Origin of the sequence: Bacillus sp. BR3(2024) (assembly GCF_039134555.1) — a bacterium.
GTDB classification, from domain to species: Bacteria; Bacillota; Bacilli; order Bacillales; family Bacillaceae_G; genus Bacillus_A; species Bacillus_A cereus.
The window spans coordinates 3,613,546-3,632,845 of the sequence record NZ_CP152433.1 but is presented as its reverse complement, the minus strand read 5'-3'; the positions used below and the strand labels follow the sequence as shown (position 1 = coordinate 3,632,845).

The window sequence follows — 19,300 nt, the reverse complement described above, 5'->3', positions numbered from 1 at the left end:
GAGCAAGTGGTAAGATTACTTCGAAAAGAATCACTGCCTCATATAATCTTGGAGATAAGGTCCATAAGTTTCTACCTGGCAACCATGAATTGCTAGACTATGAGGGGAAAAGTGTGTAACAAAGGATGTAAAGGATCTTTGTGCCGAACTTTTTCTCGAAATGAGGAATGTTTATGGTGCAAAGTTTTTTTTATGCAATAAAGAGTGAAAATTTTATTTTAAAAAATTATTATTATTTATTCGACAATTACACTTATTTTGGTGTTTAGTCATTTGTACTATGTTGTAAGTTGAAAAAAGAGAAAAGAAGTCTTACATCAGAGGTCGAATAATTGAAATGCGGGGGAGTCTTATGTCAGTAAAATCTGATAGTCGTCACCTATATCTACGGGTGATTGATCACATCAAAGAAAAAATTAAAGATGGAGCTTATAAAGAACGACAAAAGTTACCATCAGAGTTTGATTTAGCGAAAGAACTTGGCGTAAGTAGAGCGACTTTAAGGGAAGCGTTGCGTATTTTAGAAGAAGAAAATGTTGTCATTCGTAGACATGGTGTAGGGACATTTGTAAATGCAAAGCCATTATTTTCTTCTGGAATAGAACAACTTTCTAGTATTACAGATATGATTTCTAGTGTGGGGAAAACACCAGGAACAATCTTTTTATCATCATCTACTACAACTTTAACAGAAGAGGAAAAAGAGAAGTTTAATAGTGAAGATGGTTTTAATGCAGTGATGATTGAACGCGTGCGTACAGCAGATGGGGAACCTGTTGTGTATTGTATCGATAAACTTGCAAAAGAAATATTGCCAGACTTATCGGGTTACAATGAGGAATCATTATTAACGGTGATACATAATAACACGCATAAGCGCATAACATATGCGGTTGCTCACATTGAGCCAATTGGCTATCACCCTAAAATCTCACCAATTTTAGAATGTGAGCCTGAAACAGCACTGCTTGTATTAAAACAAATGCACTATGATCAAAATGATGAGCCAATCTTATATTCTATCAATTACTTTAGAGCTGATAAATTTAGCTTCCACGTATTAAGAAAGCGTATGTAGGTAAATTCCTTTTTAGGGAGGTGACAGCAAGAAGTAAGGAACAGCAGCGTAAGAATAAATAAATATATATCATTTTTGGAGGGGTTTCTAGTATGAAGAAAAAAGCAGGCCTTTTATTATCATTAACTTTAGCAGCAAGTACAGTTTTAGGTGCATGTGGTAACTCGGATAAGGCGAGCAGTGACAAGAAAGACACGAAAGACAATAAAGACTTCAAGGTTGGTCTCGTAACGGATGTTGGGGGCGTTGATGATAAGTCATTTAACCAATCTTCTTGGGAAGGGTTACAAAAGTTTGGTAAAGATAATGGTTTAAAAGAAAAGACAAATTATCGTTACCTTCAGTCTGAAAAAGAAGCTGATTATATTCCGAATTTAAAAAAATTCTCAAAAGATAAATATGATTTAACATTCGGAATTGGTTATAAATTAGAAGGTGCAATTAAAGAAGTAGCAAAAGAATCTTCAAAACAACAATTTGCAATCGTAGATACTGTTGTAGATGCACCGAACGTAACGAGTATTACGTTTAAAGATCATGAAGGATCATTCCTTGTAGGTGCGGTAGCAGCTATGTCAACAAAATCGAATAAAGTAGGATTTGTTGGTGGAATGAAAAGTGATTTAATTAGTAAATTTGAAAATGGATTTAAAGCTGGTGCAAAGGCAGTAAATCCAAACATTGAAATCGTATCTGAATATGCAGAAGCATTCGATAAGCCTGAAAAAGGTACAGTTCTTGCTTCAGCAATGTATGGTCAAGGCGTAGACGTAATTTATCATGCTGCTGGTGGTACAGGTAACGGTGTGTTCACAGAAGCGAAAAACCGTAAGAAAAAAGGTGAAAATGTTTGGGTAATCGGTGTTGACCGTGACCAACATCAAGAAGGTATGCCTGAAAATGTAACATTAACTTCAATGATTAAACGTGTTGATGTAGCAGTAGAAAAAGTAGCTAAAGAAGCAAAAGATGGGAATTTAAAAGGCGGGAAAATTGAAGAGTTTGGCTTAAAAGATGACGGTATTGGTATTTCAAAAACAACTGATAACGTGAAAAAAGTTAACCCTGAAATTTTAACAAAAGTAGAAGAGCTTGAAAAGAAAATTACAGCCGGTGAAATTAAAGTGCCAGCTACAGATAAAGAGTATAAAGAATATGAAGCTTCTCTAAAAAAATAAATAGAGAAATAGCAAAGGTTAGTTCATAGAACTAACCTTTGTATGTATAAAACTTCCGAATTGCTTAATAAGTTAATAGTGTAATAGGGAATGTTCCCTGTTAAAAGGAGGAACACAATGGAATACGTAATTGAGATGAATAACATTACGAAAGTATTCCCAGGCATTGTAGCGAATGATGATATTACGCTGCAAGTAAAGCAGGGTGAGATACATGCTTTACTTGGAGAAAATGGTGCAGGGAAATCCACATTGATGAATGTACTATTTGGTTTGTACCAACCAGAGCAGGGTGAAATTAAAATTAAAGGTAAACCTGTAAAAATCACAAATCCGAATATAGCAAATGACCTTGGTATTGGAATGGTCCATCAACACTTTATGCTTGTTCATAATTTTACAGTTACAGAGAATATTATTCTCGGAAATGAACCGAAGAAAAAAGGGAAAATTGCTGTTGAGGAAGCTGCTAAAGAAATTCAAAAACTGTCTGAACAATACGGTTTATCTGTAGATCCATATGCGAAAATACAGGATATTTCAGTTGGTATGCAGCAGCGTGTTGAGATTTTGAAAACTCTTTACCGCGGTGCAGAAATTTTAATATTTGATGAACCAACAGCTGTGTTAACACCGCAAGAAATTCATGAGCTAATTCAAATTATGAAAAAGCTTGTGCAAGAAGGAAAATCTATTGTTCTTATTACACATAAGTTGAAAGAAATTATGGAAGTTTGCGATCGTTGTACGATTATTCGTAAAGGAAAAGGGATTGGAACGGTTGACGTTGCAAATACGGATGAAAATAAACTTGCAGAATTAATGGTCGGACGTCAAGTGAATTTTAAAACAGAAAAAATAGACGCGAAGCCAAAAGAAGAGGTACTTTCAATTGCAAACCTTGTTGTTCACGATGCACGTCAACTACCTGCTGTAAAAGGCCTTGACTTAACTGTTCGTGCGGGGGAAATTGTTGGGATTGCAGGGATTGATGGAAACGGACAAAGTGAATTAATAGAAGCAATTACTGGTTTACGAAAAGTTGAGTCAGGTTCTATTGCAATTAAAGGAAAAGAAATAACAAATTGGCCTGTTAGAAGAATAACAGAAGAAGGAATTGGTCATATTCCAGAAGATCGTCATAAACACGGACTCGTTCTTGATTTTTCTGTTAGAGATAATATAGTTCTGCAAACGTATTATAAAAATCCATTTTCAAAGAAAGGGATTTTAAATTTCAGCAAAATTACAGAAAAAGCAAAGGCTCTTATTGAACAGTTTGATGTGCGTACACCTAGTGAGCAAACGTTAGCACGCGCTCTATCTGGGGGGAATCAACAAAAAGCAATTATTGCACGTGAAGTAGACCGAAATCCAGATTTATTAATTGCGGCACAGCCAACACGTGGTTTAGATGTAGGAGCAATTGAATTTATTCATAAGAGATTAATAGAGCAAAGGGATAAAGGAAAAGGTGTATTACTTTTATCATTAGAGTTAGATGAAATCTTAAATGTTAGCGATCGAATTGCTGTTATTTATGAAGGGGAAATTGTAGCAATAGTTGATGCGAAAGAAACGAATGAACAACAGCTTGGATTGTTAATGGCTGGAGGAACAAAGAAGGAGCAGGTGGGTACAAATGGCTAAAAAGCTTTTAACAGAACGAACGATAAATATTTTAGTCCCAGTACTATCCGTTATTTTCGGCTTACTTGTAGGAGCGATTGTAATGCTAGTTAGTGGCTATGATCCAATTGTTGGTTATAGTGCACTTTGGACAGGAATGTTCGGCAGCGCAAGTGCGATTGGTGAAACGCTTCGTACAATGATACCGCTTATTCTTGCTGGCTTATCGGTGGCGTTTGCATTTCGTACAGGTTTATTTAATATCGGGGTAGAGGGTCAATTGTTAGTTGGTTGGCTTGCAGCGGTTTGGTTCGGTTATGCAGTCTCACTACCAGCTTTCCTTCATATTCCATTATCTATTTTATTTGCAGCATTGGTGGGCGGAATTTGGGGCTTCATTCCGGGATATTTAAAAGGGAAGTTTCAAGTGAATGAAGTTATTGTAACTATTATGATGAACTATATCGCTTTGTATGTAACGTATGACATCATTAAGCGTTTCTTACATGCGGGTAATGACAAAACGTATGATATTAAAGAGAGTGCGTCACTATCTTCAGACTGGCTTGCTTCTATTACTGATGGTTCACGTCTACACTGGGGAATTATTGTAGCAATTTTAATCGCTATTTTAATGTGGTTCTTATTAGATCGAACAACTTTAGGTTACGAATTAAAGTCAGTAGGATTTAATCAGCATGCTTCTCAATATGCAGGTATGAAAGTTTCTCGTAATGTAGTATTCTCCATGACAATTGCTGGTGCATTTGCGGGGATTGGTGGAGCGATGGAAGGATTAGGGACATTCCAGAGTATGACAGCGATGTCTTCGTTTACAGGAGTAGGATTTGATGGGATTGCCGTAGCATTACTTGGAGGGAATAATCCGTTTGGTATAATCCTTTCAGCTTTATTATTTGGTGGTTTGAAAAGTGCTTCCCCTCAAATGAACTTTGAGGCAGATGTACCGTCAGAGCTTATTAATGTAATTATTGCATGTATCATCTTCTTTGTTGCATGTAGTTATGTGTTAAGATGGGCGCTTACACGCATGAGCAAGGAGGGGAAATAAATGAGCTTTTTAGATATATTAGCCATTCTTGTGACGGGTACGTTATATACATCGGCACCTATCATTTTCACAGCACTAGGTGGTGTATTTAGTGAACGATCGGGTGTTGTAAACATCGGATTAGAAGGACTAATGCTATTTGGTGCATTTATTGGAGTCGTTACAAACTTATTAATGGGTGATACTTGGGGAACGATGACTCCGTGGATTGCGTTACTATTTGCGGCAATTGGTAGTGGGTTATTTGCATTACTTCATGCGGTAGCTTCTATTACATTCCGAGCAGATCAAGTTGTAAGTGGTGTAGCCATTAACTTCTTATCTCTTGGTTTAACAGTATTTGCAATTAAGAAGATTTTTGATAAAGGGCAGACTGACTTTATTCAGTATCGTATTGAAAAGATTGATATTCCAGGCCTTTCGGATATTCCGGTTTTAGGGAAAATATTTTTCTCGAACGTACCAATAACGTCATATATTGCCATTATTTTAGCGTTCGTTGTTTGGTATGTTATTTATAAAACACCGTTCGGTCTTCGTCTACGTGCTGTTGGTGAACACCCAATGGCAGCGGATACGATGGGGATTAACGTATATAAAATGCGCTATATTGGAGTCTGTATTTCAGGAGTGTTTGCTGGAATTGGTGGAGCGATTTTTGCAATGTCAATTTCTAATAACTTCTCAGGGGCAACTATTACAGGACAAGGTTTCTTAGCTTTAGCTGCTATGATTTTTGGAAAGTGGAATCCACTAGGCGCACTAGGTGCAGCTCTATTCTTTGGTTTTGCGCAATCTCTAAGTGTAACGGGCGGAACAATCCCTGTATTAGATCAAATTCCAAGTGTTTTATTAACGATATTACCATATATATTCACAATATTAGCGCTTGTCGGTTTTGTAGGTCGTTCTGAAGCTCCGAAAGCTTTAGGAACTCCTTATGAAAAAGGAAAACGATAAGTATTTTATAAGTATAAAAAAGCTCGCACATTAGTGTGGGCTTTTTTACATAGAATATATTTAATACGGAATTTTACTATGTTCCTTACATATTAAAGTTTTTAGAAAGAATCATATGTAAGCATAATAAGGGAGAAAAGTTGATTTTTTATTTCTAAAAACTGTATATTGAAGAGGAATATTCCTATATACGTAAAGGAGGGCTATAAATGAAACTAATGGAACAACAACTACATGAGTTAGGTGGTTTGCGCGTACATATTATTCCGACTGATAAATATAAAACGAATACCTTTGTATTTCGTTTTAAAGCGCCTTTAAATGAGGAGACGGTGACAGAGCGTGCCCTATTGCCATACGTATTGCAAAGTGCGACAGAAAAATTACCTTCTGTAATTCGTCTTCGTCAATATTTAGAAGAATTATACGGATCTTCTTTAGCGGTAGATGTAAGTAAAAAAGGGGAAGACCATATTATCTCCATTTATGTAGACATTGCAAATGAAGTTTATTTACATGATGCACCACCGTTATTTGAAAAAGCGCTTTCTATGTTGTCAGATATTGTGTTACATCCAGCAACGGAGGGGAACGGTTTCCTATCTTCTATCGTAGAAAGTGAAAAAAGAGCACTGTTACAGAGAATTGAAGCTACTTATGATGATAAAATGCGTTATGCAAACGAGCGTTTAATTGAAGAAATGTGCAAAGTAGAACCGTATCGTTTAAGTGCAAATGGAAAAAAAGAGAGTGTTATGTCTATTACAAATGAAAGTTTGTATCAATATTATCAAAAGGTGTTAGCGGAAGATGAAATGGATCTATATATTATTGGTGATATTTCAGAAAACGCCGTTGATCTTGTAAGTAAGTATTTTTCTATTTCAACTCGTCCAGTGAGAGAAAGAAATGTACTCCTTCATAGACGAAATAATGAAGAAAAAGAAGTTGTTGAAAAACAAGAATTAAAACAAAGTAAATTACACATCGGTTATCGTACATTTGTCACATATAAAGATGAAGATTATTTTGCATTGCAATTGTTCAATGGATTGTTTGGTGGCTTTTCTCATTCGAAGTTATTCGTAAATGTGCGTGAAAAAAATAGTTTAGCGTACTATGCAGCATCGCGCTTTGAAAGTCATAAAGGTTTATTATTTGTTATGTCAGGAATCGAAGCGAAAAATTATGAAAAAGCAGTTGAGATTATTAAAGAACAAATGCTTGCGATGCAAAACGGAGAGTTTTCTGAAGAAGAAATACATCAAACAAAAAGTGTCATCCAAAATCAAATATTAGAGGCAATTGATACACCACGTGGCTTTGTAGAAATGCTATATCATGGTATTATTTCAGATCGTACACGTCCAGTTGAAGAATGGCTTACAGGTATAGAAAGTGTGACGAAAGAAGAAATTGTAAAAGTTGCTAAAAATATTGAACTAGATACAATTTACTTTTTACAAGGAACGGAGGGAGAGTAAATGGAGAAAATTGTTTATGAGCAATTAAAAGAAACACTCTATTATGAAAAACTTCCTAATGGATTAGATGTATATGTTTTACCGAAACAAGGATTTAATAAAACATTTGCTACGTTTACGACGAAATATGGTTCTGTAGATAATACATTTGTACCATTAGGGAAAGAAGAAATGATTCGTGTGCCTGATGGAATTGCACATTTTCTTGAGCATAAATTATTTGAAAAAGAAGATCACGATGCTTTCCAATTGTTTAGTAAACAAGGAGCATCGGCAAATGCTTTTACATCCTTTACACGAACAGCTTACCTTTTTTCATGTACTTCAAACGTAGAACAAAATTTAAATACATTGCTAAACTTCGTGCAAGAGCCTTATTTCTCTGAAAAAACGGTTGAAAAAGAGAAGGGGATAATTGGGCAAGAAATTCAAATGTATCAAGATAACCCAGATTGGCGTTTGTACTTCGGGTTAATTGATAGCTTGTTTGTAAAACACCCAATTAAAATTGATATTGCAGGGACAATCGAATCTATTAGTAAAATTACGAAAGATTTATTGTATGAATGTTATGAAACATTTTATCATCCGAGCAATATGTTATTATTTGTTGTGGGTGCAATTGATCCAGAGAAAACAATGGATTTAGTACGTGAAAATCAAGCGAAAAAAGATTATAAAAACCAGCCAGAAATTGTGCGTTCATTTGAAGAAGAACCAAATGAGGTAAATGAAAAGAAAAAAATTATTTCAATGCCTGTGCAAACACCGAAATGTTTAGTTGGTATTAAAGCGACTAATTTAAAGGAAAAGGGGCAAGCGCTTTTAAAACAAGAAATTGCGCTTACGTTACTCTTAGATTATTTATTTGGGAAAAGTTCTGTTCATTACGAAACTTTATATAATGAAGGGCTTATTGATGATTCATTCTCGTATGACTATACAGAAGAAAATAACTTCGGTTTTGCAATGGTTGGCGGTGATACGAAACAACCTGATGAATTGGCAAATCGTTTAAAAGATATTTTATTAAAAACAGATTATGATCAATTAGATGCGGCGGCATTAGAACGAGTGAAGAAAAAGAAAATTGGTGGTTTTTTACGCTCGTTGAATTCACCAGAATATATTGCAAATCAATTTACACGATACGCGTTTAATGAATCTAGCCTATTTGACGCATTGACTGTATTAGAAGGACTAACCGTTCAAGACTTACAAGAAGTAGCGAAATTATTGTTATCAGAAGACAAAATGAGTATTTGTCAGGTGTTACCGAAAAAATAAAATTAAAAAGATACCCTCATCTTATCATTGAAAAATTGTAAGATGAGGGTATTATTTAGTTATGTGAAAATTGAACTTGTAGAGATAAGAGAGGGACTTTATGAAAAAGTATGCGTTAGTAACTGGAGGGAGCGGAGGAATTGGCTCTGCTATTTCGAAACAATTAATTCAAGATGGATATACAGTTTATGTTCATTACAATAACAGTGAAGAAAAGGTATTGGAATTGCAGAAGGCATGGGGAGAAGTTATCCCTGTTCAAGCGAATTTAGCTTCTAGTGATGGAGCAGAGCAATTGTGGGGACAAATTGAACATCCTATTGATGTTATTGTATACGCAGCTGGGAAGAGTATTTTTGGACTAGTAACAGATGTAACAAACGATGAATTGGATTATATGGTAGAACTTCAAGTGAAGAACGTATATAAATTACTTTCTATGGCACTTCCGCCTATGATCGGGAGAAGAAGTGGTAATATTGTAATTGTTTCATCTATATGGGGACAAATAGGGGCTTCTTGTGAAGTGCTTTATTCAATGGTAAAAGGGGCACAAAATTCATATGTGAAAGCTTTAGCGAAAGAAGTTTCTTTAAGTGGATTACGTGTGAATGCAGTAGCACCAGGAGCAATTGAAACGGAAATGTTAAGTGTTTTTTCTGAAGAAGATAAAATGGGAATTGCTGAAGATATACCATTAGGTAGAATAGGATTACCAGAAGAAGTAGCGAAAACAGTTTCATTCCTCGTATCACCAGGAGCGTCTTACATAACTGGACAAATTATCGGAGTGAATGGCGGTTGGCACTGCTAAAAAATTCTTACATAAAAAATGAATAGTTGCACAAATTAAGGATGATTTTATTACTCAATAGTGAGGTGCTTAATTATGTCAGTATTAGATAATTTTGATCAGTGGAAGAGCTTTTTAGGAGAACGTTTAGAGCAAGCGCAAGACAAAGGTTTAGATGGCGGTGCGGTATCAGATATGGCGTTTCGTGTTGGCGACTATCTTGCTAATGAGGTAGAAGGACGCAATGACCAAGAGAAATTATTAGCTGAGCTTTGGAAAGTTGCTGATGAACAGGAGCAACATACAATTGCAAATTTAATGGTTAAGTTCGTACAACATAAGTAAAAGTAGAGAGGAGATTCTCCTCTCTACTTTTTTTGTATAATAATTACACAGGGTAGATTATACATTTAGCTTCCCTATTAAGGTGAAATCATATAATATAGTACGTAGGTGTAAAGTAAGCAAGGGGAGTGATCTTGGATGATTGAATGGTATTTTGAATATGAAATACATAAAAACCGACCTGGCTTGCTTGGTGACGTTTCTTCGTTAATCGGTATGCTCGGCATTAATATTGTCACAATTAATGGTGTAGATAATGCACGACGTGGGTTACTTCTTATGTGTGATAATCAAGAGCAAATCTCTAGACTTGAATCAATTTTAAATACGATGGATAACATAACGGTAACGAAATATCGTCCGCCCAAGCTAAGAGATAAGCTAGCGGTTAGACATGGTAGGTACATACAACGAGATGCAGATGATAAGAAAACATTTCGATTTGTGCGTGATGAATTAGGCTTACTTGTAGACTTTATGGCAGTAATTATGAAAAAAGAAGGCCATAAACTAATTGGGATACGCGGAATGCCTCGTGTCGGAAAAACAGAATCCATTGTTGCTGCAAGTGTTTGTGCAAATAAAAGGTGGTTATTTGTATCATCTACTCTTATTAAGCAAACTGTTCGTAGTCAATTAATTGAAGATGAGTATAGCGATGACAATATTTTCATCCTAGATGGAATTGTGTCAACGAAGCGTGCTAACGAAAGACATTGGCAGCTCGTTCGTGAAATTATGAGATTGCCTGCAACGAAAGTTGTGGAACATCCTGATGTATTTGTGAGTCAGTCAGAATACACATTGGATGATTTTGATTATATTATCGAGTTGCGTAACGATTATGATGAAGAAATTCAATATAATTTAGTAGATGAAATTGAGCAAGGTACGCAAAATAATTTCTCTATGTTTGACTTTTAAAGAAATATTGAGGTGTTAGTAGTGACGGAATTGGGACAAAAGCTGAAAGAAGCAAGAGAAGCGAAAGGCTTGTCTATTGATCAGCTGCATGAGATTACAAAAATTCAAAAACGCCATTTAGTGGCAATTGAAGAAGGCAATTATGATGTATTGCCAGGAGCTTTTTATGCGCGTGCATTCATTAAACAATACGCAGATGCGGTTGGATTAAATGGAGAGGAACTGCTCGTAGAACATCAGAGTACGATACCACAATCTGAAAAGCGTGAAGTTCCACAAGTATCAACGGGACAAAAAACACAAGAAACAATGCAAAAATCTTCATCATGGCCAATTGCAGATCACATGCCGAAAATCTTAGTTGCGCTGTTAGTAATCGCAGTTGGAGTGGTAATCTGGTTTGTGTTTCAAGCGTTAACTGGAAAAGATGATGAAAAAGTTCCGAGTGCTCAAAGTGAGAAAATTGAAGTTCAAAAAGCGAAAGATTCTCCGTTAGATACGAAGAAAGATGAAGTGAAAGCGGAAGAGCCAAAAAAAGAGGAACCAAAGAAAGAAGAACCAAAGAAAGAGGAGCAACCAGCACAACCAACTGGACAGCAAGAAGTGAAAGTAGTTGGAACAACTGGAAAGGTATCTACTTTGGAAATTCATAATAATAAAACATTAGAACTGGAATTATCGGGTAAAGGTGCGAGTTATGTAGATGTTAAAGATGATGCTGGGAATGTGATTCTAAACGCTACAGTACAAGAGGGCCAAATAGAAAAACGTGATGTATCAACATTAAAAGAAGTGCGACTTAATATTGGAAATGCAACGAATGTTGAAGTTAAACTGAATGGCCAAGTGGTCGCTTATCCATTGGATCCAGAAAAAGAACTTCACCAAAGATTGGTGATAAAAAACCAAGGGATAGAGCAACCTGCACAATAACAGTCATCGCTTCGATGACTTTTTTTCGATGAACAAATGTTTTTGATATGATGGAGGAATAGCTGTGAATTTACCAAATAAAATTACAATATCTAGAATCTTCTTAATTCCAATTTTTATGGTAATTATGTTAGCACCCTTTGATTGGGGTTCATACAAAATTGGTGATGTTGATTTACCGATTCAGCATTTAGTGGGGGCACTTATCTTTATCATTGCTTCAGCTACAGATTGGATTGATGGACATTACGCAAGAAAATATAATCTTGTAACGAATTTAGGGAAGTTTCTTGACCCGTTAGCTGATAAATTACTTGTTTCGGCAGCACTTATTACATTGGTAGAGATGCAATATGTACCGGCTTGGATTGTTATTGTAATTATCAGTCGTGAGTTTGCGGTAACTGGTTTACGTCTTGTACTTGCTGGAACAGGGGAAGTAGTTGCAGCAAACCAGCTAGGAAAAATTAAGACATGGACACAAATTATTGCGATTGCAGCATATTTATTACACGATGTACCTTTAAATTTAATCCATATTCCAGTTGCGGATATCTTCATATGGATTGCATTAATCTTTACTGTTATTTCAGGATGGGATTATTTCTGGAAAAATAGAGCTGCTTTTGTAAACTCAAAATAGAAGTTTATGGGGGAATTGGGATGAATGCTGAGATTATTGCGGTTGGAACTGAATTATTACTTGGACAAATTGCAAATACAAATGCCCAGTTTTTATCTGAAAAGTTAGCTTCAATCGGAATTAACGTGTACTATCATACTGTTGTTGGTGATAATAATAAGCGATTGCAAAAGGCGATTGAAGCTGCGGAAGAACGTGCTGATATACTTATTTTTACAGGTGGATTAGGACCGACAAAAGATGATTTAACGAAAGAAACGATAGCTGCTAGTTTAGATGAAGAGCTTGTGTATGATGAAAAGGCATTAGCCTTAATAAGTAATTACTTTAAGCGTACAGGCCGTGAATTTACGGAGAATAATAAAAAGCAAGCGCTCGTTTTAAATGGAGCAACAGTATTTGCAAATGACCACGGTATGGCGCCGGGTATGGGGGTAAATAAGAACGGAAAAGTTTATATTTTATTACCAGGGCCGCCAAAAGAAATGAAACCAATGTATGTAAGTTACGTAGAGCCTTTTTTACGTAATTTTACAACAGGAGAAAACATTTATTCTCGTGTGCTTCGTTTCTTCGGCATTGGGGAGTCCCAATTAGAGGTGAAAGTTCAAGATTTAATTGATGGACAAACAAACCCAACAATTGCCCCGTTAGCAAATGATGGAGAAGTGACATTACGTTTAACTGCTAAGCATCAAAATGTTAGCGAAGCGGAGAAACTAATTCAACATGTGGAAGATTTGATTTTAGAAAGAGTTGGAGAATTTTTCTACGGATATGACCAAGAATTTTTGCATTATAAGGCAATCGAGTTATTGAAGAGAAAAGGGTTAACTTTAGCGTGTGCAGAAAGTTTAACAGGTGGTCTTTTTGGAAATCAAGTAACTGAAAACGCTGGTGTTTCTTCTGTGTTTAAAGGCGGTGTCATTTGTTATCATAATGATGTGAAGCAATATGTTTTACGTGTGCCTGAAGAAGTGTTGCATACTGATGGTGCAGTTAGTAAAGAATGTGCTCGTTATCTTGCTGAAAATGTTAAGGATGTACTAAAAGCGGATATTGGAATTAGTTTCACTGGGGTAGCAGGGCCAGATGCTTCAGAACAGAAAGAACCAGGAACAGTATTTGTTGGGCTTTCGATTAAGGATGAACCAACTGTAGTCTTTCCTCTTAATTTAAGCGGAAGTCGTCAACAAATTAGAGAACGAACAGCAAAATATGGATTTTATCATTTATATAAAAAGCTAGAAGAGATATAAGTTTCTTCTAGTTTTTTTACGGTTAAATTTAGATATTATTTGATAGAAAATAAAAAAATCGAATAAATGTTCGATTTTTGTTGGCAAATTGAATTGAAAATAGGTATAATAAGATTAGCAATTCAGTTAAGGAGGAATTTTGAATGAGTGATCGTCAAGCAGCGTTAGATATGGCGTTAAAACAAATAGAGAAGCAATTCGGTAAAGGTTCAATTATGAAATTAGGAGAACAAGCGGAGCGTAGAGTTTCTACGGTTTCTAGTGGTTCTTTAGCACTTGATGTGGCACTAGGGGTAGGCGGATATCCACGTGGCCGTATTATCGAAATTTACGGACCTGAAAGTTCAGGTAAAACGACAGTTTCATTACATGCAATTGCAGAAGTACAACGTCAAGGTGGACAAGCAGCATTCATCGATGCGGAGCACGCAATGGATCCTGTATATGCACAAAAATTAGGCGTTAACATAGATGAATTACTATTATCACAGCCTGATACAGGGGAGCAAGGATTAGAAATCGCGGAAGCACTTGTACGAAGTGGTGCGGTTGACATTATCGTAATTGACTCTGTAGCAGCTCTTGTACCGAAAGCAGAGATTGAAGGCGACATGGGTGACTCACACGTAGGTTTACAAGCACGTTTAATGTCACAAGCACTTCGTAAGCTTTCAGGAGCAATCAACAAATCAAAAACAATTGCAATCTTTATTAACCAAATTCGTGAAAAAGTTGGGGTTATGTTCGGAAACCCAGAAACAACTCCAGGTGGTCGTGCGTTGAAATTCTATTCAACTGTTCGTCTTGAAGTGCGTCGTGCGGAGCAATTAAAGCAAGGTAACGACATCGTTGGTAATAAAACAAAAGTAAAAGTAGTGAAAAATAAAGTAGCACCACCATTCCGTGTTGCTGAAGTTGATATTATGTACGGAGAAGGTATTTCAAGAGAAGGTGAAATCTTGGATATGGCTTCTGAGCTTGATATCGTTCAAAAGAGCGGTGCTTGGTATTCTTATAATGAAGAACGCCTAGGACAAGGTCGTGAAAATTCGAAGCAGTTCTTAAAAGAAAATACAGATTTAAGAGAAGAAATTGCTTTCTTTATTCGTGAGCATCACGGAATTAGTGAAGATTCTGGTGCTGAGGGCGCAGAAGATTCAACTCTTCTTGATTAAAAAAATAAAAGACACGGCCTCGTGTCTTTTATTTTTTTATCTACTATTAAGGAGCATAATACTATAGATAAAAAATATTTTTTTACTTCAAATGCGTTGTGTAAAGAGGGATATATAAATATTTTAAGTAAAAGAAATGGGAATTACTAAGGTTTTCCAGTATAGTAGGCTCCTTACTTTTAAAATTTAGGTCACATTCAAGGCTGAAGGCAAAGAAAGTAAAAGTAGACAACGCTTGACAATGAAAATTACGATAGATACAATGAGAATGTATATTTTTTCTTATATACAATATACTCTTCTCAAGAAGAGAAGTAATATTCGGAGTAAGGTTTAAATCTTACCGAAATAATAATATGACATTTTAATTGTGAAATGAAGAAAGTCCCTTAAAAAAGCGGGACGACGGTCTTTGCTGTATGTTGTAATTCAATGTACATGCCGACAGTCTTTTTTCATTCATAGCAAGGGGAGGTGAAATCATGACGAGTACAGTTTGGATACTCATCTCCATTTTGCTTGCAACAGTCGGTGCAGTTGTTGGCTTTTTTGTTCGAAAGTCTATTGCTGAAGCGAAGATTAATGGTGCGGCTAATGAAGCGAGACGTATTTTAGACGAAGCGAATCGTGATGCTGAAGCACTTAAGAAAGAAGCGCTTTTAGAAGCAAAGGATGAAATTCATACACTTCGTACAGAAGCTGAATTAGAAATTCGTGACCGTAGAAGCGAATTACAAAAACAAGAAAATCGTTTAATGCAAAAAGAAGAGAACCTTGATCGTAAAGACGAAACGCTCGATAAACGCGAGCAACAGTTAGAGAAGAAAGAGGAATCTCTTGTAGCGAGACAACAACAGATTGAAGAGTTGGAAAGCAAAGTGGGAGAGTTAGTTCAAAAGCAACAAACAGAATTAGAGCGCATTTCCAATCTGACACGCGAACAAGCGAAAGCAATTATTCTTGGTAAAGTAGAAAGTGAAGTTTCTCATGAAATCGCTGTTATGGTAAAAGAGAGTGAAGTTCGCGCGAAAGAAGAAGCGGATAAGAAAGCAAAAGAGATTTTATCTCTTGCAATGCAAAGATGTGCAGCTGATCATGTTGCTGAAACAACCGTTTCGGTTGTAAATCTTCCAAATGACGAAATGAAGGGACGTATTATCGGGCGTGAAGGTCGTAATATTCGTACGTTAGAAACGTTAACGGGTATTGACTTAATTATCGATGATACACCAGAGGCAGTAATCCTTTCTGGATTCGACCCAATTCGTCGTGAAACAGCTCGTATCGCTCTTGATAAACTAGTACAGGACGGACGTATTCACCCAGCGCGTATTGAAGAGATGGTCGAAAAATCAAGACGTGAAGTGGACGAGTATATTCGCGAAGTCGGAGAGCAAACAACGTTTGAAGTGGGTGTTCATGGATTACATCCAGATTTAATTAAAATTTTAGGTCGTTTAAAATACCGTACAAGTTATGGTCAAAACGTCTTAAAACACTCTATGGAAGTTGCATATTTAACTGGACTTATGGCGGCAGAGCTTGGCGAGGATGAAAAACTAGCAAGACGTGCAGGTCTATTACATGATATCGGAAAAGCGATTGACCATGAAGTAGAAGGAAGCCACGTTGAAATTGGTGTTGAACTTGCAACGAAATATAAAGAGCATCCTGTAGTTATAAACAGTATCGCATCTCACCATGGTGACACAGAACCAACTTCTATCATTGCAGTTTTAGTTGCAGCAGCAGATGCTTTATCAGCTGCAAGACCGGGAGCTCGTAGTGAAACACTTGAAAACTATATTCGTCGTCTTGAAAAGTTAGAAGAGATTTCAGAGTCTTATGAAGGCGTTGAAAAGTCATTTGCAATTCAAGCAGGACGTGAAGTTCGTATTTTGGTAAAACCAGATACAATCGATGACTTAGAAGCTCATCGTTTAGCTCGTGATATCCGAAAACGTATTGAAAATGAACTGGATTACCCAGGACATATTAAAGTAACTGTTATTCGTGAAACACGTGCAGTGGAATACGCAAAATAAAGTGGTGAAACACCACTTTATTTTTTTGTGTTGGAATTGGATAAAATAAAGACAGTTAGTTATATAGTATAAAAGTGAAACAAACTTATAATAAACATATTATAAGGAATTTACTTGATGCTATAGCAATAAAAAATGCAGTACATAGAAAGGGTAAGACATATGAGAATATTATTTGTTGGGGATGTAGTAGGATCTCCTGGTAGAGGTATGATTCAACAATACGTACCGGCATTAAAGAAAAAATATACACCTACAGTAACAATCATTAATGGAGAAAACGCAGCAGGTGGCCGTGGGATTACAGAAAAAATATATCGAAACTTTTTAGAATGTGGGGCGCAAGCAGTTACACTTGGAAACCACGCTTGGGATAATCGTGAAGTATTTGAATTCATCGATGATGCAAAATATCTTGCAAGACCAGCTAACTTCCCAGAAGGAACTCCAGGAAAAGGACTTATCTTTGTGAACTGTAATGGAACAGAAGTTGCAGTTATTAACTTACAAGGACGTACTTTCCTTCCTCCGATTGATTGTCCATTCCGTAAAGTGGATGAATTAATTAATATTGCGAAAAAACGTACGAATATTATCTTTGTTGACTTCCATGCGGAAACTACAAGTGAAAAACAAGCGCTAGGTTGGTATGTAGATGGACGTGCTACAGCAGTAGTAGGTACGCATACGCATGTCCCTACAGCAGATAACCGTATTTTACCAAGCGGAACGGCATACATTACAGATGTTGGAATGACAGGGCCGTATGATGGAATATTAGGTATGGATAGAGAAGCAGTATTGAAGAAGTTTTTAACAAACTTACCAGTACGATTTGAAGTAACAAATGGTAGAACGCAATTAAGTGCAGTGTTAATTGATGTGGATCCAAATACAGGAAAAGCAAAGAAAATTGAACGTATTTTAATTAATGACGATCAACCATTTTTTGAGTAAATTCCCGTTAAATTTTAGATAAGTTATTATATTTTAATTTTTTAGAAAAATTACGAAAATTTAGCAGGAATACGCGCCATTCCTCGTGAATATAAGTTAAAGTGAAATAATTGCTAATACTTTTTAAAGAAACGAGGAGGAAACGCGGAATGGAAATATTAAAAGTTAAAGCAACGTCGGTCCCTAATTCTGTAGCTGGTGCACTTGCAGGTGTTATTCGCGAACGCGGAACAGCAGAAATTCAAGCTATTGGTGCGGGTGCATTGAACCAAGCGGTAAAGGCAGTAGCAATCGCAAGAGGATTTGTAGCGCCTAGTGGTTTGGACCTGATTTGTATCCCAGCGTTTACAGATATTATGATTGATGGCGAAGAGCGTACAGCAATAAAATTAATTGTAGAACCTCGTTAAGTTTTAAACAACCTGTTTGCAGTATGCAAACAGGTTGTTTTTATAATGGAGGAATGAAAATGAAAATTTTTGATGCTCATTGTGACGTGCTTCTTCAGTTATGGAGTGCACAAGGGAAAAGGAATTTTAACGATGATTCACAATTACATATTACATTTGAACAGTTAAAGAGAAGAAAAGGAAGTATACAATGTTTTGCTATATATGTACCAGAAACAGTGGCATATGAAAACCGATTTGAAGCAGCATTACAAATGGTAGATATTTTTTATAATGAAATTTTATCCCTACCAGGTGTAAAGTTTATTCAGACAAAAGATGATATTAACATGTTAAAACAGGACGAGGTTGGAGCGATATTAACACTAGAAGGATGCGAAGTAATTGGAAAAGAAGCAATGAAATTACGGTTGTTGTATCGCCTAGGAGTACGTTCTTTTGGACTAACATGGAATTATGCCAATCTCTTAGCTGATGGTGCGCTAGAGACACGTGGGGCGGGTTTAACGAATTTTGGTAAACAGGTTGTACAAGAACTGAATGCGCTACATGTATGGACTGATGTGTCTCATCTGAATGAAAGAAGTTTTTGGGATGTTATAGAGATTGCAAAAAATCCTATTGCTTCCCACTCAAATTGTATGAAACTTTGCGAGCACCCACGTAATTTAAACGATGAACAACTTAAAGCTCTTATAAAGAAAAATGGCATGATCGGTGTCACTTTTGTACCGCAGTTTCTAACGAATGAAAATGAAGCAAATATAACAGATATAGTAAGACATATCGAATATATTTGTTCATTAGGTGGAGAGTACAATATAGGATTTGGTTCAGATTTTGATGGGATTTTAGAAACAGTTGTAAATGTATCAGTTTATCGAGATTATGAAAATGTAATGAATGAGCTTTGTAAACACTATGCTACATCTACTGTAGAACGATTTTTATATGATAATTTTGTAGAACATATGAGTTTTTAAGTTTCGGTTTAAAATTCAGAAAAATTAAAATTAATTCATTTGATTTTATTGCTTTTTTTAAGACCTAATACTAGAATGAAAAACAAAATAGCTTTATACTAAAGATTCAGGGAAATCAGAAGAGGCATAATTTGCGTCCGTTGTA

18 protein-coding genes and 1 riboswitch are annotated in these 19,300 nt (G+C 36.0%); all 18 genes read left to right on the top strand.

What is annotated here, in order from left to right:
• Positions 1-18: 18 nt before the first annotated feature.
• Positions 19-120, top strand: a riboswitch (purine riboswitch).
• 232 nt (positions 121-352) lie between these two features.
• The 18 genes from V7S45_RS18540 to V7S45_RS18455 all read left to right on the top strand — a co-directional run bounded on the left by V7S45_RS18540 (position 353) and on the right by V7S45_RS18455 (position 19,155).
• Complete coding sequence (locus V7S45_RS18540) at positions 353-1,078, top strand: GntR family transcriptional regulator (protein WP_000114182.1); 726 nt, start codon at positions 353-355, stop codon at positions 1,076-1,078.
• A 92-nt stretch (positions 1,079-1,170) separates the two neighbouring features.
• On the top strand, positions 1,171-2,256 hold the full coding sequence (locus tag V7S45_RS18535; RefSeq protein ID WP_000725771.1) for a BMP family ABC transporter substrate-binding protein: 1,086 nt from the start codon (positions 1,171-1,173) through the stop codon (positions 2,254-2,256).
• Positions 2,257-2,373: 117 nt separating this feature from the next.
• Complete coding sequence (locus V7S45_RS18530; RefSeq protein WP_000456914.1) at positions 2,374-3,906, top strand: ABC transporter ATP-binding protein; 1,533 nt, start codon at positions 2,374-2,376, stop codon at positions 3,904-3,906.
• Positions 3,899-4,957 carry an ABC transporter permease gene (locus tag V7S45_RS18525; protein WP_001085254.1) on the top strand — a complete coding sequence of 353 codons (1,059 nt, stop codon included), beginning with the start codon at positions 3,899-3,901 and terminating at the stop codon, positions 4,955-4,957. The genes V7S45_RS18530 and V7S45_RS18525 overlap by 8 nt, the downstream gene beginning before the upstream one ends.
• Positions 4,958-5,917 (top strand): ABC transporter permease, encoded by a 960-nt coding sequence (locus V7S45_RS18520; protein ID WP_000008856.1) that lies wholly within the window; start codon positions 4,958-4,960, stop codon positions 5,915-5,917.
• A gap of 209 nt (positions 5,918-6,126) precedes the next feature.
• A complete protein-coding gene (locus tag V7S45_RS18515; protein ID WP_000772418.1) occupies positions 6,127-7,401 on the top strand; it encodes a pitrilysin family protein in 1,275 nt (424 codons plus the stop codon).
• Complete coding sequence (locus V7S45_RS18510) at positions 7,402-8,688, top strand: pitrilysin family protein (protein ID WP_000411976.1); 1,287 nt, start codon at positions 7,402-7,404, stop codon at positions 8,686-8,688.
• A 100-nt stretch (positions 8,689-8,788) separates the two neighbouring features.
• Positions 8,789-9,502, top strand: a complete 714-nt coding sequence (locus V7S45_RS18505) for an SDR family oxidoreductase (protein ID WP_000759604.1) — start codon at positions 8,789-8,791, stop codon at positions 9,500-9,502.
• Positions 9,503-9,577: 75 nt separating this feature from the next.
• A complete protein-coding gene (locus tag V7S45_RS18500; protein ID WP_000114450.1) occupies positions 9,578-9,826 on the top strand; it encodes a DUF3243 domain-containing protein in 249 nt (82 codons plus the stop codon).
• 138 nt (positions 9,827-9,964) lie between these two features.
• Positions 9,965-10,750, top strand: coding sequence for a DUF3388 domain-containing protein (locus tag V7S45_RS18495; protein ID WP_342761458.1), 786 nt, complete (start codon positions 9,965-9,967; stop codon positions 10,748-10,750).
• Between the two features lie 21 nt (positions 10,751-10,771).
• Positions 10,772-11,683: a RodZ domain-containing protein gene (locus V7S45_RS18490; protein ID WP_000137461.1), complete on the top strand. Its 912-nt coding sequence runs from the start codon at positions 10,772-10,774 to the stop codon at positions 11,681-11,683.
• A 64-nt stretch (positions 11,684-11,747) separates the two neighbouring features.
• The gene (gene pgsA, locus V7S45_RS18485; protein WP_001052967.1) at positions 11,748-12,326 is read left to right on the top strand and encodes a CDP-diacylglycerol--glycerol-3-phosphate 3-phosphatidyltransferase; all 579 of its coding nucleotides are present in this window, start codon (positions 11,748-11,750) and stop codon (positions 12,324-12,326) included.
• A 20-nt stretch (positions 12,327-12,346) separates the two neighbouring features.
• Complete coding sequence (gene cinA, locus V7S45_RS18480) at positions 12,347-13,585, top strand: competence/damage-inducible protein CinA (protein WP_000990690.1); 1,239 nt, start codon at positions 12,347-12,349, stop codon at positions 13,583-13,585.
• A gap of 143 nt (positions 13,586-13,728) precedes the next feature.
• Positions 13,729-14,760 carry a recombinase RecA gene (gene recA, locus V7S45_RS18475; RefSeq protein WP_001283860.1) on the top strand — a complete coding sequence of 344 codons (1,032 nt, stop codon included), beginning with the start codon at positions 13,729-13,731 and terminating at the stop codon, positions 14,758-14,760.
• A gap of 482 nt (positions 14,761-15,242) precedes the next feature.
• Positions 15,243-16,805, top strand: coding sequence for a ribonuclease Y (gene rny / locus V7S45_RS18470; protein ID WP_000204911.1), 1,563 nt, complete (start codon positions 15,243-15,245; stop codon positions 16,803-16,805).
• Between the two features lie 162 nt (positions 16,806-16,967).
• Complete coding sequence (locus V7S45_RS18465; RefSeq protein WP_001221095.1) at positions 16,968-17,762, top strand: TIGR00282 family metallophosphoesterase; 795 nt, start codon at positions 16,968-16,970, stop codon at positions 17,760-17,762.
• 149 nt (positions 17,763-17,911) lie between these two features.
• Positions 17,912-18,172 (top strand): stage V sporulation protein SpoVS, encoded by a 261-nt coding sequence (gene spoVS / locus V7S45_RS18460; protein WP_000404341.1) that lies wholly within the window; start codon positions 17,912-17,914, stop codon positions 18,170-18,172.
• Positions 18,173-18,231: 59 nt separating this feature from the next.
• Entirely contained in the window at positions 18,232-19,155 is a 924-nt protein-coding gene (locus tag V7S45_RS18455) for a dipeptidase (RefSeq protein WP_000688048.1), read from the top strand.
• Positions 19,156-19,300 lie beyond the last annotated feature (145 nt).